Source organism: Niveispirillum sp. CC-CTL257, assembly GCF_059489915.1.
This window is the reverse complement of sequence record NZ_JCAJXE010000001.1, coordinates 1567421-1582351: the sequence shown is the minus strand read 5'-3', so window position 1 is coordinate 1582351 and position 14931 is coordinate 1567421. Positions and strand designations below refer to the sequence as shown.

The 14931-nt window shown below is 61.9% G+C and carries 14 protein-coding genes; 7 read left to right on the top strand and 7 right to left on the bottom strand.

Translation table 11 applies throughout. The features are described from left to right. The first annotated feature begins 1 nt into the window (after position 1). The 4 genes from ABC729_RS07595 (at position 2) to lpdA (ending at position 3794) form a co-directional block, all read left to right on the top strand. Complete coding sequence (locus tag ABC729_RS07595; RefSeq protein WP_495607022.1) at positions 2 to 1321, top strand: pyruvate dehydrogenase complex dihydrolipoamide acetyltransferase; 1320 nt, start codon at positions 2 to 4, stop codon at positions 1319 to 1321. A 78-nt stretch (positions 1322 to 1399) separates the two neighbouring features. Beyond that, entirely contained in the window at positions 1400 to 1885 is a 486-nt protein-coding gene (locus ABC729_RS07590; protein ID WP_495607021.1) for a hypothetical protein, read from the top strand. 2 nt (positions 1886 to 1887) lie between these two features. Then, positions 1888 to 2388, top strand: a complete 501-nt coding sequence (locus ABC729_RS07585; protein WP_495607020.1) for a GNAT family N-acetyltransferase — start codon at positions 1888 to 1890, stop codon at positions 2386 to 2388. Between the two features lie 5 nt (positions 2389 to 2393). Then, the gene (gene lpdA, locus ABC729_RS07580) at positions 2394 to 3794 is read left to right on the top strand and encodes a dihydrolipoyl dehydrogenase (RefSeq protein WP_495607019.1); all 1401 of its coding nucleotides are present in this window, start codon (positions 2394 to 2396) and stop codon (positions 3792 to 3794) included. A gap of 84 nt (positions 3795 to 3878) precedes the next feature. Here the strand turns inward: lpdA and ABC729_RS07575 are convergent, their stop codons facing one another. Continuing rightward, positions 3879 to 5189, bottom strand: a complete 1311-nt coding sequence (locus ABC729_RS07575; RefSeq protein WP_495608657.1) for a calcium-binding protein — start codon at positions 5187 to 5189, stop codon at positions 3879 to 3881. A 43-nt stretch (positions 5190 to 5232) separates the two neighbouring features. Next, positions 5233 to 5574 (bottom strand): helix-turn-helix domain-containing protein, encoded by a 342-nt coding sequence (locus ABC729_RS07570; RefSeq protein ID WP_495607018.1) that lies wholly within the window; start codon positions 5572 to 5574, stop codon positions 5233 to 5235. 193 nt (positions 5575 to 5767) lie between these two features. Here ABC729_RS07570 and ABC729_RS07565 point away from each other — a divergent pair, with 193 nt between their 5' ends. After that, positions 5768 to 6301, top strand: a complete 534-nt coding sequence (locus ABC729_RS07565) for a hypothetical protein (protein WP_495607017.1) — start codon at positions 5768 to 5770, stop codon at positions 6299 to 6301. Positions 6302 to 6479: 178 nt separating this feature from the next. Here the strand turns inward: ABC729_RS07565 and ABC729_RS07560 are convergent, their stop codons facing one another. Next, positions 6480 to 8003, bottom strand: coding sequence for a calcium-binding protein (locus ABC729_RS07560; protein WP_495608656.1), 1524 nt, complete (start codon positions 8001 to 8003; stop codon positions 6480 to 6482). Between the two features lie 76 nt (positions 8004 to 8079). Beyond that, the gene (locus tag ABC729_RS07555; RefSeq protein ID WP_495607016.1) at positions 8080 to 8409 is read right to left on the bottom strand and encodes a helix-turn-helix domain-containing protein; all 330 of its coding nucleotides are present in this window, start codon (positions 8407 to 8409) and stop codon (positions 8080 to 8082) included. A gap of 711 nt (positions 8410 to 9120) precedes the next feature. Between ABC729_RS07555 and ABC729_RS07550 the strand changes: the two genes are divergently transcribed. Continuing rightward, the gene (locus ABC729_RS07550) at positions 9121 to 10155 is read left to right on the top strand and encodes a methyl-accepting chemotaxis protein (protein ID WP_495607015.1); all 1035 of its coding nucleotides are present in this window, start codon (positions 9121 to 9123) and stop codon (positions 10153 to 10155) included. Between the two features lie 517 nt (positions 10156 to 10672). Here the strand turns inward: ABC729_RS07550 and ABC729_RS07545 are convergent. From ABC729_RS07545 to ABC729_RS07535, 3 genes are all read right to left on the bottom strand, one after another. Further along, positions 10673 to 11326, bottom strand: coding sequence for a thioredoxin family protein (locus ABC729_RS07545; protein ID WP_495607014.1), 654 nt, complete (start codon positions 11324 to 11326; stop codon positions 10673 to 10675). A 109-nt stretch (positions 11327 to 11435) separates the two neighbouring features. Then, positions 11436 to 12740, bottom strand: coding sequence for a methyl-accepting chemotaxis protein (locus tag ABC729_RS07540; RefSeq protein ID WP_495607013.1), 1305 nt, complete (start codon positions 12738 to 12740; stop codon positions 11436 to 11438). Next, a complete protein-coding gene (locus ABC729_RS07535) occupies positions 12715 to 13263 on the bottom strand; it encodes a PAS domain-containing protein (protein WP_495607012.1) in 549 nt (182 codons plus the stop codon). Before ABC729_RS07535 ends, ABC729_RS07540 begins: the two co-directional genes overlap by 26 nt. Before the next feature lie 310 nt (positions 13264 to 13573). Between ABC729_RS07535 and ABC729_RS07530 the strand changes: the two genes are divergently transcribed. Beyond that, on the top strand, positions 13574 to 14893 hold the full coding sequence (locus ABC729_RS07530) for a hypothetical protein (RefSeq protein ID WP_495607011.1): 1320 nt from the start codon (positions 13574 to 13576) through the stop codon (positions 14891 to 14893). Positions 14894 to 14931: the final 38 nt, after the last annotated feature.

Here is a 14931-nt window from a genome sequence, read left to right as displayed (position 1 = left end):
GATGCCCGTTGATATCCTGATGCCCGCGCTGTCGCCGACTATGACGGAAGGCAAGCTGGCGAAGTGGGTGAAAAAGGAAGGCGACAAGGTCAAGTCTGGCGACGTGCTGGCCGAGATCGAAACCGACAAGGCCACCATGGAAGTGGAGGCCGTTGACGAAGGTACGCTGGGCAAGATCCTGGTGGCCGAAGGGACCGAGGGCGTCGCGGTGAATACCCGCATCGCCATCATCCTGGAGGAGGGGGAGGATGCTTCGGCTCTCTCCGCCGCTCCGAAGGCTGCTGCGACCCCAGCACCCGCCGCTGCCCCGGCTGCGGCTGCCGCTCCGGCGGTTGCAACGGCCCCGGTCGCGGCTCCCGCTGCCGCTTCCCATGGTGACCGCGTGTTCGCCAGCCCGCTGGCCCGCCGCATGGCGGCGCAAAGCGGTCTCGACCTGTCCGGCATTGCCGGTACCGGCCCGCATGGCCGCGTGGTGAAGGCCGATGTGGAAGCGGCTCTGAAGGGTAGCGCGCCGAAGGCCGCCGCTCCGGTCGCTACCGCTTCTGCGCCGGTCGCTGCGGCCCCCGCGGCCGCTCCGGCCCCGGTTGCTGCTGCCGCACCGAAGGGTGTGGACGCCAAGGCCTTGGCCGACAAGCTGGGCATGAAGTACAAGGTCCTGCCCAACAGCGGCATGCGCAAGACCATCGCCAAGCGCCTGACCGAAGCCTGGCAGACCATCCCGCACTTTGGTCTGGCTGTTGATTGCGAGATCGACAACCTGCTGAAGCTGCGGGCCGAACTGAACGCGAAGTCGGGGGAGAAGATCTCCGTCAATGATTTCGTGGTCAAGGCGGTGGCGATTGCCCTGGCCAAGTACCCGGCGGCCAACGTGTCCTGGCACGAGGATGGCATTCTTCAGTATGAGAATGTCGATGTGTCCGTCGCCGTCTCCACCGATGGCGGTCTGATCACCCCCATCGTGAAGAATGCCGACCGCAAGGGCCTCGCCACCATTTCGGCCGAGGTCAAGGAACTGGCGAAGAAGGCCAAGGAAGGCAAGCTGAAGCCGGAAGAGTTCCAGGGCGGCACCTTCTCTGTGTCCAACCTGGGCATGTTCGGCATCAAGAGCTTCACCTCCATCATCAACCCGCCGCAGAGCTGCATTCTGTCGGTCGGTGCGGGTGAAAAGCGCCCCGTGGTCAAGGGTGACGCGCTGGCCATCGCCACCGTGATGTCCCTGACCCTGACCGTCGATCACCGTTCGGTGGACGGCGCGGTGGGTGCGGAGTTCCTGAAGCTGCTTAAGGGCCTGATCGAAGATCCGATCACCCTGATGCTCTAACGTCACCAGAACATTGCCGCAGGCCGTCTTCAGATCGGTCTGCGGCAGTTTCACCGTGGATGCAGTGGTGGCCGGGACATGAAGGCTGTTCTCAACTACCTTCACTATATCCAGATACCGCTGGCGTGCCTGTTGTTCCTTGTGCTCGGCTCCATCGCCCTGATGCTGTTGTTTGACACGGTCCAGTTGGCCCTTCCGTTGACCGTGACCTTTGTGGGTGTAGGCCATTTTTGTCTTTGGATGATTATGGATATGCTCGTGCCGGTGGTCATGAACGCTGTTCGTGATGCTTGGCGGGGCGGCGGCTGGACGGCCCCATTTCGTGTCTGGGACGCATTTATGGGTGATAACGGGCTGAAAATATCATTAATCGTGGCTTTCTGTGCGCTGTTCGGTCTCGCCCTGCTTTTTGGCCTGACGATCGAGAATGTGAGTAGCGCAGATGGTTTTCCCTATCGTTACCTATTCTTCATTCTACTGCTGATGGTTGGCATTCTGTTGACCCATGAGGGGCTGCATGTCCTGCGGTACAAGGCGGCTAAGCAGTCCGTGGAGAATGGGTAGCCATGAAGGCCTTGATCCGTGATGCAACGCCAGCCGACCTATCGACCATATTCCGCTTCGTCCGGGAACTGGCCGAGTACGAGAAGCTGGCTGATCAGGTAGTGGCGACTGAGGCCGATTTTGCCAAGGCGTTGTTCGGACTGAATCCCCGGGCTTTAGCCTTGATCATGGAAGTGGACGGGGACCCCGCAGGCTTTGCCCTCTGGTTCTACAATTTCTCCACCTTCTTGGGCAGGCACGGCATCTGGATCGAGGATGTCTACGTTGCTCCGGAATTCCGGGGCCATGGTTTGGGCGGCATGGTGTTTCGCCATCTGGCCCAACGGGCCGTTGCCGAAGGGCTGGGCCGTCTGGAATGGTGGGTACTGGATTGGAACAAGCCGGCCATCGATTTCTATCAGGGAATCGGGGCTGTGCCGATGGATGAATGGACGGTGCAGCGGGTAACGGGCGAAGCCTTGCTTCGTCTGGCCGAGCAGGCACCACAGACAAAGGAAAGCTGACAAACATGGCCGAGAATTTCGACCTCATCGTCATCGGTGCCGGCCCCGGCGGTTACGTGGCTGCCATCCGCGCGGCCCAGCTGGGCATGAAGACCGCCGTGGTGGAGCGGGAGCATCTGGGCGGCATCTGCCTGAACTGGGGCTGCATCCCGACCAAGGCACTGCTGCGCTCCGCCGAGATCGCGCATTACATCCAGCATTCCCAGGCTTACGGCATCAAGGTCGAGGGCAAGGTGACGCTGGATGTGGAAGCCATCGTCAAGCGCTCGCGCGGTGTCGCCAACCAGCTCTCCGCCGGCGTCAAGGGCCTGCTGAAGAAGAACAAGGTCACCATCCTGGACGGGTCGGCCAAGCTGCTGGGCGGCGGTAAGGTCGCCATCACCGCCAAGGATGGCAAGGTCACCGATGCGGCGGCCAAGCACATCATCATCGCTACCGGTGCCCGTGCCCGCGTGCTGCCGGGTCTGGAGCCCGATGGCAAGCTGGTCTGGACCTATAAGGAAGCCATGGTGCCGACGGCCACGCCGAAGAGCATGCTGGTCATCGGCACCGGCGCCATTGGCGTGGAATTTGCCTGCTTCTACAAGGCGATGGGCGTGGACGTGACCCTGGTGGAGGTCGTGGACCGCATCCTGCCGGTGGAAGACGAGGAAATCAGCGCCTTTGCCGCCAAGGCCTTCACCAAGCAGGGCATCAAGATCAAGACCGGCGCCAAGGTCGTGAAGCTGGATCGCCATGCCGACAGCGTGACGGCCCATATTGATGTGGGCGGCAAGGTCGAGACGATCACCGTAGACCGCATCATCTCTGCTGTCGGCATCGTCGCCAATACCGAGGGGCTGGGCCTGGAGAATACCAAGGTCAAGCTGGACCGGGGCCACATCGTCAATGACGGCTATGGCCGCACGGACGAACCCGGCGTCTATGCCATCGGTGACGTGGCCGGTGCCCCCTGGCTGGCGCACAAGGCCAGCCATGAAGGCATCATCTGCGTGGAGAAGATCGCAGGCCTGCCGCATGTCCACACCATGGACAAGTCGAACATCCCCGGCTGCACCTACTCCTTCCCGCAGGTGGCCAGCGTCGGCCTGACGGAAGCCAAGGCCAAGGCCGCAGGCTATGAAGTCAAAGTCGGCCGCTTCCCCTTCATCGGCAATGGCAAGGCCATCGCCTTGGGCGAGCCGGAAGGTCTGGTCAAGACTGTGTTCGACGCCAAGACCGGCGAGCTGCTGGGGGCCCACATGATCGGTGCGGAAGTCACCGAGCTGATCCAGGGTTACACCATCGGCAAGACGGCGGAACTGACCGAGGCGGAGTTCATGCATACGGTCTTCCCGCACCCGACCCTGTCGGAAATGATGCATGAGGCCGTGCTGGCTGCCTATGGCCGTGCTATCCACTATTGATCATGTGGCATTGCTGAAAAGCACAAAAGCCCCGCCGGCGATCCGGCGGGGCTTTTGCTTTCCCGGCTTGAGGGGTGGGGCTTATTAACCCCAGAAGCCGGTATCGATGGCCCCGGTGGACGGCGGAATGGCCGAATCCAGACCGTGGGAGGTAACGGAAGCGAAGGCATCGACGAGGTTGAAGGTGCCCTCGCTGGTGGTAGAAAGAGTTACGGCATTGCCGGGCAGGACGTTCAGCACGCTGTCCACCTGACCGTCGCCATCCAGGTCGATCTCCACATTGGTGCCGAAATTGTTGCCGGACACGCGGCCGTCATCCTGGGTCAGGGTGATGTTCTCCCCACCGCTGACCACGGTTACCACCCAGTTGACGGTCTGGAAGGAAAGGCGGTCGCCGCCTGCAACGGTGAAGTCCAGAATCTGGTTGCTTAGATTGATGCTGTTGCCCAACTGGACCGACGCCACCCAATTGGTGATGACGCTGTCCGTCATGACGAAATTATCGGCACCGGGACCGCCGATGGCGATGTCGTCTGCATCGATGATCAGGGTGTCGTCACCGGCACCACCCACCAGCGTGTCATGACCGGCGCCGCCGATCAGGGTGTCATTGCCGGCCCCGCCATCCAGCCGGTCATCGCCATCGCCACCCAGCAGCAGATCGTGGCCGTTGCCACCCTGAAGAACATCGTCGTCATCACCGCCAATTAAGGTCTGTGCCTGTTCTGGTCCGGTGAGTGTGACGGGGGCCGGGATGGTGATTTCAACGGACCGATGGGAAGACAGCACGGTCAGGGTTACCGGCTCGACGGGCTTGATGTCGCCGCGCGGGTTGCTATCCTCCGGTCCGGGAAGACGGAATGCCAGCGGTATCGCCGCCGCATGCGACCGGTCATTCTCACCATCGGTTGGCATCGCATGACTTTCCGGCGTACCGCTGCCGATCTCCGGCAAGAGGGCCAGCGCGGGCAGGGCAGTCAGCACTGAATCGCTATCAGGCGCGGGTTCGGCGGCACTTGCATCGGTGGAAAGGTAGAAATCGACGACAAGCGCCAAGGCCGCCAGAATGACGACATTCTGCGCTTGACCATACATTTCCTCCCCCCGACCGGTGGCGCGGTTCAGAAGACGGCGCAGGTCATCGCCTTCGACCAGCATATCGCTCGACATTTCATGCACGACGAACTTGCCGGCGATGCGCGCCACATGCACCAGCACATCGCCGGTGACCGCGTGATAGATCACAAACCATGGGTCACCGGCATCGCTGACGCCGGATGCGGTTTCGATCTCCACATTCTCTGCGGACAACGCGTCAGTCAGGCGAAACAGTTCCGCCTTTTCCTGGTTCGTCCACTGGCCGGTCCGCACCACAGCGCGGATGAAATTCAGCACATCCCCCAAGGGTTCCTCCCCAACAGGCCCTTTTGCTCGTTCCTCAGGCTTCGGCGGTCAATTCGCCGGGAAACAGTAGGCGGAAAACGTCCGGCTCATAGAATCGCAGCAGCATCTTGGCGAACTCGTGATGCGGGATGCCGATGCAGTCCGCCCATTGCTGAAAATGCTCCGACGGCACGCGACCATGGCCACCCTCTACCTGACTGACGAACGTGTAGTAGCGGTAGCCCACCTGCTCGGCCAATTGCGCCTGGGTGATGCCCGCCGCTTCACGGCGTCCGGACAGCCACTTGCCGGCCTGCTTGCGCATCTCTTTGGTCAGCTTGGCTTTTGGATTGTCCGCCGCGCGGGTTTTGGTCCGCTGCTCCGGTTCCGTGATCATCACCGCCTCCACACTCTGATGCCGGCAACGCTGGCACAGGCTCGCCATATGCGCAAGATTGAATTTCATATGGCATAGTTTCAAAAATGCTTGACTGTAAAATCAAGTTTCAAGATTACTGTACATCGCAACGGCCGCCGACGGGGATGTCCCGTGTCAGACGGTCCGTCGCATTCCTCAGGAGAAATAAGAGATGTTTGTATCTGATGGTGCGGGCTTGCCGCCCGCTGGTGAACTGACTATCACCTCTCTGCCGGTCATCGGTGGTGAGATCAAGATCCTCCCGACAACCGGCGTTGGGGATGAAGGTTTGATCACCTTCCTGCCGATCGATGGTGAAGTGTCGATCCTGCCGTTCCCGCTGCCCACGGATGACGGTGTCTTCACGATCCTGCCGTTCCCGATGCCGGGCGATGGCCCCATCAACTTCCTGCCGGTTGATTTCGACTTCAGTGCGGTGAGCTCCATCGCCCTGGAGGAATTCAACTTCGGCGCCCTGGACTGGAACGCCCTGCTGCCCGAAGAACTGGTGCAGGTCGCCAGCTTCGGCTTCAAGTCCTTCACTGTTCAGGATGGGCTCATCAGCTTGACGCTGCTGGACGGCACGGTGTTTGAAGTGTCGCTGGGCGCCTCGGAGCCGGTGTCCATCGACGTGGGCCGCCTGATGGTCGATCCCTCGACCCTCACCGGTTCCCTGCTCGACGGGTTCAATGCCGGTTGGATCTGATCCTATGGTGCGGGTGATTCTGTGCCCCGCGCCATGGAAAGAGTCCGGCCGTCACGACGTCTGATCCACGGATGACGGCCGGGCGGCGGGCCAGGTATCAACGACCCATTGGTCAGAATGGGACGAACCCGGCTCGCCGCAACCGGTTGTCACCTTCACATCGGCTCCCCGCCCGGTATCAGCCCCAGAAGCCCGTATCCGCGGGCGCGGGCGTAATCCCGGTCAAAGACAGCGCATCATCAACCGCAGCATCCGCGCGCTGTGTCGGCTCCGTATTTGGATAGACGGTCAGGATCATATCGATGACGCCATCGCCGTCAGTATCCAGTTCGATCTGCGTTCCGCCGCCGCCGATGCCGCCGGGCACCAATCCGGTCGTCGGCGGAAGCAGGCTTGTATGCCCCTCATCACCGCCCGACGAAATCCCGAAATCGCCGCCGCCGTCATCCTTGCCGTCATCATCGGTCTTGCCGGTCAGACCCGTATCGATCATGCGGTCGCCGTCACCGCCATCCTGATCGCCACCATTGCTCTTGTCGGCACCATTTCCCCTGTCTTCCGGGGTCGGCGTGGTGATGGTGGGCGGCGTGGGAGGGGTAGGGCGGGGCATCACAATCTGCACCGACACCTGCCAGTTGCCATTGGCAAAGTTCAAGCTGTCACCATCGGCCAGCTTGAAATCCTGGATGCTGGACGTGAAAGCTACAGCCTGACCTGTCTGCTTCAACGCGACCCATTGACCGAGAAGGCTGTCGGTGATCACAAACTGATCGGCACCGGCACCACCTTCCGCGACATCCTGATCATCGACAGACAGTGTATCATCGCCATCGCCGCCGCGCAGGGTGTCATGGCCGGCACCGCCGACCAGCGTGTCATTGCCGGGGCCACCCAGCAGAAGATCATCGCCACGACCGCCGAACAGCAGATCGTTGCCAGCCCCACCGGAAATCGTGTCGTTTCCGGCCCCGCCCGTCAGCATTTCATCGGCTGCCGTGCCGTTCAGCAGCAACGTCGTGGTGCTGGGCGATGGAAACGGGGTGGACAGGATCGTCGGCCCGCTGCCACCGCCACTGGGTGCGGCTGCAAGGGCGGCAGGTGCGGGGGTCGGCAAATGCCGCTCCACCACATTGCCGATCATGCTTTCGCCAACGACGGGCAGGGCAGACCATTGGCCCTGGCTGTGCGAGCGGTCGCCGCTGGCCTTCTCGCCCGATACCGTGTCAGGCGGCGGCAGATCGCCATCGGCATGCAGAATAGTCGTGACGGCGGCAAAGGCCAGCGGCAGGTCGGCTTCTTCCGCCGGTGCGGCCTGCGCCTTCTCCGTATTCAGGAAGAAATCGACGACCAGCGCCAGGGCGGCCAGCACGACGACATTGTTATAGTTGCCATTGGCAATCTCGGCGGCGTCGGTGCCCGACGCGCGGCTCACCAGCCGGCGCAGGTCGTCCCCTTCGATCAGAAGGTCGCCCGACATGTCATGCACGACGAATTTGCCGCCAATGCGGGCGACATGCACGAGAACGTCACCGGTCGCCGCCTCATAGACGATGAACCACGGGTCGCCATTATCGCTGATACCGGAAGCCGTTTCGATTCCCGAACCCTGAGCAGCGGTCTCCTCCGCCAGACGGAAAAGCTCCGCCTTCTCCTGATTGGTCCAGTAGCCGGATTGCGTCACGGCCCGTATGAACCGCAGCACGTCGCCCAAATGTGCCCCCCTTGATCAAGGATGCCGCCCCATATTCCGGCACCCGCCTCAAGCTCTTAACGGTTACTCATTCAACGCCCGGAAACAGCAGGCGATAGATTTCAGGTTCGTAGAAACCCAGCAGCTTTTTTGCAAAGGCCTGCGGGTCAACACGGATTGCCTGTGCCCACAGCTCGAAATGTTCGGACGGCACACGGCCATGACCGCCTTCGACCTGACTGACGAAGGTGTAATAGCGATAGCCGACATGATCGGCAACCTGCGCCTGGGTCACCCCTGCCTTCTCGCGCTGTGCGCTGAGCCAGCGACCGGCGTCCCGGCGCATCTGCCGGGTGAGTTTGGTCTTTTCACTTTCTTCGCCACGCGGTTTGGCGCGCGGGGTCGCAGCGGCGGCCATAAACAGACACTCCAGACTATCTTACAAGAAAGGTCGCATTTCCGGGCTGAACGGGCAAGCGACAAAATTTCAAACTCGCTCATTACAAAATCGCTTGACATAAACTCGCTGTTTCAGGATTACTGGACTTGTTCGTGGCCGGAGCGTCGCCCCTGTCTTCGGTCCCGGACAAAGCACCCAGGGGGCGGCGCCCTGCCGCCCCCTGGGTCCTGCTGAACCCGATACCGTTGATGCAGTGCCCCATCCAGCATCGACGGCTAAGGCGCCAGCGGTCCGGCTGCCCCAAAAACCGGATACGCTGGGTGACGGGCCGGCCGGGAGACCTATCGCCCCTTGGTCTCCTTGCCGACCCGTCACATTGCCTTTCCCGGTGTTCCCGCGCCCCCCTCTCTGTCGATATATCTGCCGGCCTATCAGTGGTCCGCATGGGGATATGCAATCCGGGCATGACAGGTTTCATTTTTGTTTCCGGACTGGCAAAATCCGAAAAGCTCGTTCTGCAGGGCAAAATACCCATTGTTTCAATTGTAACCGCCACCCGGTGCGGCATTTTCTGCTGAAATGCCCATTGTTTGGGCATTTGTAATTTTCGTACCGCAACGCCGTAAGATAACTTCTTTGCTATCTCAAAGGCTTAGGTTTCCGTAAGGGAAGGGCACGTTAATTGCTTTTTGTCATGCGGAATGTTAGCGCACGACAAGGGCAGACCCCATGGATAACAGCCTGATCGACCTCACCCGCAATGTGCTGGACGTGGCGAGCCAGAAGGTTTCCGCAATTGAGGATATTAACCGCACCACCAAGATGCTGGCCTTTAATGCCCTGATCGAGGCGGGGCGTGCGGGCGACGCCGGCCGGGGATTCGCGGTTGTTGCCAATGAAGTAAACTCCATCTCCCGTCAGGTCAGCGTGGTTGCCAGCGAACTGCGCACAGAAATTGGGCAGTTGGTCGATCGTATGGCGACAGTGGGAGAGGATCTGATGGTCCGCTTCCGCGGGCAGCGTCTGGCCGATCTCGCCCTGAACATGATCGAGATCATCGACCGCAATCTTTATGAACGATCCTGCGATGTGCGCTGGTGGGCCACCGACAGGGCTGTGGTCGATTGTCTGGCGACACCGTCGGCGGATGCGACGGCCTTTGCTTCATCCCGCCTGGGCGTTATTCTTGACAGCTATACGGTCTATCTTGATCTGTGGGTGGCGGATCGCAATGGGCGGGTCATCGCCACGGGCCGCCCCCGTCGCTTCCCACAGGCCATCGGGACCAATGTCGCCAACGAGCCCTGGTTCCGTCAGGCGTTGAATACCCGTGACGGGTCGGATTTCGCCGTGGTGGATGTCACGACCAACAGCGCGTTGGATGGCCGCACAGTTGCCACCTATTCCACCGCTGTGCGCCGTGATGGGGCCGTCGACGGTGAGGTGATCGGTGCCATGGGCATTTTCTTTGATTGGGAGCCGCAGGCCCGCGCCGTGACGACCGGCGTTCGCCTGGACCGGGGGGAAGAGGCGACCACCCGCTGCCTTCTGGTCGATGCAGCGGGCCGCATCATCGCTTCCTCCGATGGTCGTGGGCAACTGACGGAGAGCTTCCCGCTGGAAACGCAGGGACGCCCCATGGGCCATTATGTGGACAGGTTTGGGCGGCTGGTCGGGTTTGCCCTGACGCCGGGGTACGAAACCTATCGTGGCCTGGGTTGGTACGGCGTCATCGTCCAGACCAGCGGTGAGACCGCGCATTGATGAAGCGGAGAATCGGTTGAGGTAGGGGCGTCGGCCATTGGCCGGCGCCCTTTCACTTTCTGCGTCTGACACTGAATGGAACGGACAACCGGCTGTATGTATCGGTGTTACAAGTCGTTCTAATAGGCAACCAATTCCGTTGCCCGCATGGCGTTCAATCGGTCCAAAAAATGGGCCAATCGTGCCTTTTTAATCTGAATAGCGGTTCGTGTTGCGATGCAGCAGGATTCGACTTTGGTAGGGTGCCCGGTAAGCCCCTGTTTCCCTTGGTCGCGCTAGAACCTGTCCGCATGGCCCTTGTCTGATTTTGCACTTGCACAATGGATTTGAGGCGCGCATAGTCTGTCTTGCGACACGGCCCTATGCCCTCTGTCGTAACGCACTTCTTGGGCGTTTCCTCCCTAAACTCAGGCCGTGGCAATGCCACGGCCTTTTTTTCTGTCCAGAAGGTAGTGAAATTACCTGTATGGTAGACTGAAATGGAAGCCGCCTAACATGTGTTGGCGGCTTTACCGGATCAGGCGCTGGCCTTCGCGTATTTCACCCCACAGCCATAGGCGCGCGTCGTGGCATTGCTGACGGGCTTGCCCGCCGCAATCTCGGCCAGGGCGGTGCGCACATAATTCTTCGAACCGGGGATGTCGGCCTTTTCCGCCGTCGGCTTGTCATCAATGGCACCGTCGTAGAGCAAGGTGCCATCGGTGCCGATGATGAACATGTGCGGCGTGGTCTTGGCGGCATAGGCGCGACCGATGGTGCCGCTGGGGTCCAGGATGGTCGTGCTGGCGGCCCATTTCTCCGATGCGGCGCGGGCCTTGGCGTCAGCGGGGCTGACATGGCCCTGTTCGCCGGGGGCGGAGCTGATGATGGTCAACCACACGGCACCGGCCTTGGTGGCCTCAGCCTGGATGGCCTGCATATTGCCCGAATCATAATGTTTGCGGACGAAGGGGCAGCCATGGTTGGTCCATTCCAGGATCACCAGCTTGCCCTTGTAATCGGCCAGGGAGACGGTCTTGCCATCGACATCGGTGCCCGTGAAGCCGGGTGCGGCCTGCCCCACGGAGGGGGCGGCAAAGGCCGGCAGCGACAGAAGCGGGGCGACGATTCCGGCCCCTGCCAATGCGGCGGTGCTGTTCAGGATTGTGCGGCGGGTAAGATGAAGCGACATGGCAGACCTCCCGTTCATGCAGGTCGCTTTGATCTGGTGTCGCACCAGGAAAAGATCAAACCCCATTCGCCCGGAAATCGCATGATTTTCCGGGCGAATGGAGGTTTCCTCAAATCACCTTGCGCAGGGCTGTCAGGAAATCGCCCATGGCCTGGCCCAGCTGTTCGGACCGGTGCGCCAGACGTTCTGCCGAACCCAGCACCTGGGTGGAGGCGGCACCGGTTTCAGAGGCGGCGCGTGTCACCTGTGCGATGCGTTCCGATACTGACCGCGTGCCCACCGCCGCCTGTTCCACGTTGCGGGCGATCTCCGCCGTCGCCGCTCCCTGTTCATCGACGGCACCGGCGATGTTCACCGTCGTGCCGTTCACATCGGCGATGACCTGGGTGATCTCGTTGATGCTGTCCACGGCGGATTGGGTGGCGGCCTGGATATCGGCGACCTGAGTCTGAATATCCTCGGTCGCGCGGGCCGTTTGTCCGGCCAGGTTCTTCACCTCCGATGCCACGACGGCAAAGCCCTTGCCGGCCTCTCCCGCCCTTGCCGCCTCAATTGTGGCGTTAAGGGCCAGCAGATTGGTCTGCGCTGCAATCTCCTGGATCAGCCCTACCACCTCACCAATACGGATGGCAGCGGCGGACAGGGTGGCGACGCGGTCATTGGCGGCGCGCGCCCGTCCCACGGCGGCATTGGTGATATCGCGCGAACGGTCCACCTGTTCGGTGATGGACCTTATGGCCGCCGTCAGCTCCTCGGCGGCGGCGGCGACGGTCTGCACATTCGAACTGGCCTGTTCGGCGGCGCTGGCCACCGCCATGCTTTCATGGTTGGTGCCTTCTGCTGCATGGGTCATGGTGTTGGCCGCACCCTGCATTTCATGGGCCGAGGCTGACAGATCGTCGGCGACGGATTTCACGGTATTTTCAAATGCATCGGCGATGCGGCGGAAACCCGTGACCTTTTCGGTCATGGCGTTGTTGGCCTGATTGATGGCGCGGCTACCCACCAGGAACGTGCCCAGCATCCCCTTCTCGACCACGCGGCGGTGATAGTTCTGGTTGGTGATGGCCTGAAGGGAGGCCGTGGCCTCCCGCACAAAGGCGTCGGCCCGGTCGGTGACATCATTGATCCGATGCAGCAGCTCGCCCAGTGGCCCCCCCTCCTTGATGCCGATGACCCGTGCTTCGTAATCGCCTTGTGCCAGCCGGTCCAGCACCCGGCCCGCGCCGTCCAGCACCCGGTCCACGCGGGCCAGATAGTAAAAGCTGGCCAGGGCCGCAAGCAGGGTGATGACCCCGCCGCCCATGGCGATAATGTGCCAGCCCAGCGCATTGCCAGCCAGATCGATGACTGACCCGACCAGAACCGCGACACCCGTCAGCCGGGCCTTAAAGAGAGAAGATGAGTTGCTCATAGCTCACACCCCGGTCGCGCAGAAGACCCGTCAACATTGCTTCACTGGCCGCCATGCCTTCCCGGACGCGGCCATGCTTGGCCTCTTCGGCCAGAAGCTGTTTGTAGAGGGGGCTGATAATGTCGTTGACGATGCGCTTGTCGGCGGTCCGGCGGCTGGAATGAAAGCCGATGATGTTGCCGCCGGTATCGCGCGACGGGGTGACATGGGCGAAGACCCAGTAATGGTCGCCATTCACCGCGCGGTTCAGTACATAGGCGAAGATCTCGTTCCCCGCGCCCAGCGTATCCCACAGCAGCTTGAACACGACGCGCGGCATGTCGGGATGGCGGATCAGGTTGTGGGGCTTGCCCAGGGCCTGATCCTCCGTCAGGGCCGCAACGCGCAGGAAGGTGCGGTTGGCATAGGTAATGCGCCCGCCCTTATCGGTCTTGGTGACGATGATTTCGTCATCCTGGAACGGGCGTTCAATGCCCGTCAGGGGCGGGCGGGTGCGTCCCGGGCCTGTGTCGGCGTCTATCATAGCGTTTCCATCCCTTTCCATGCGACGGAATGCGTTTCCTGGCCCTTACATGCCTGAATGGTTGGTTGGCCGCATTGATCCAGATCAGGTCTCGTATCCCATATAGACAATCGGAAGGTCAGCTTGACCCGTTCGTGGAACAGGCGAACATGGATGTCATGGACATCATGTCCGGGCGGGGTGCCGGCCAATGCGCAAATTCATGGCGTCAATCTTCAAGGGTCTGTTTGGCAGCGGTGGTCAAGACGCCGCCGGTGTCGCTGGCATGGCGCCATATCCGCGCCCGCGTTATAATCGCCCGCGCCCTTCCATGCCCCTTACGCCGCCGGTCCCGGCAGAGGAGAGCCTACCCCCGCCGCCACCAGACATGGCCGATGGCCATGATCCCGACCTGTCGGCCAAGCTGCGCCGTATTTTTGACCGTCGTGACCCGACGCAGGCCGGCAGCATCCATCTGCTGGGCCTGGGCGGGCTGCATGAACAGCTGGGGTCCCGGTGGCCGGCAGTGGCGGCGCGGGTGTATCAGTTGACGGCCAAGCTCCTTGATCAGCATCTGACGCCGCACGATGTCTGGTTCCGGCATGGGGAGGAGGCCTATGTCGTCGTCTTCGCCCAACTGGGTGCCGAACAGGCCCGCCTGATCTGTGCCAAGGTGATGGAGGAATTGCAGGTCGTCCTGCTGGGCCATGCCGATACGGAAAGCATCCGTGTCCACACCGCCACGCGGGAGATCGGGTCGGATGTGCTGCTGGTGCCAACCAGCCTGAAGGACATGCTGTCCGCAGTGCGGACCCAGGCCGCCGCCGACGTGGCGCTGGCCGGTCCTATCACGGTGCGGCCAGAGGGGTTCCGGGCCCCCCTGATGGCGCGGGCAGGCCCGCCACAGGTGCGCTACCGCCCAGTATGGGACGTGCAGAAGCAGGTCTTGTCGCTCTACATGGCGCGCTGTTGCCGGGAACGGGCGGGGCGCGCGCCGATCTGGGGTTACGACTGCCTGGATGATACGGAGGATATGGCCGGCATCCTGGCGCTGGACCTGCATGTGGCGCGGGAGGCGATTGAGACGGCCCTGGAACTGTATGAGAACCGTTTCCGCTTCTTCCTGTCCTTGCCCCTGCATTTCGAAAGTCTTGCTGTCACGTCCCGCCGGCAGGAGGTAATGGCGGTCCTGCGCAGCATCCCCCGTAACCTGCTGCCCTTCATGACCTATCATCTGTGGGCGGTGCCCGATGGGGTGCCGACGGGCCGGCTGTCGGAGCTGGTTTCCGCGCTGAAGCCTTTCGGTCGCACCGTGATGATGGAGGTGGCCAGCCCCACGGCGGACCTGTCGGCGGCAGAGGCCGCAGGTATCCGTGTCGTCAACCTGACCCTGCCGCCCGGCGCGTCAGTAGACCGCTGGGCACCGGAGGTTCTGCGCTTCGCAACCCAGGCCCTGCGGCATCGCCTGATGCCGGCGGTGGAGGGCGTGGACAGCCTTGCCATGGAAGACCAGTGCGAGGCAGCGGGCGTGCGGTTCCTGTCAGGGGACCTGATCGGCGGCTGGGTGGATGTGCCCGAACATGTCGTTCGCCGCTCCCGCACCGATTTCGTGCGCCAGGGGGTCAATCTGCGTGGTGGTTCGCCCGACTGAAAAGTTTGCTCTATAACCCTTTGCGTTTCCCGCTGGCA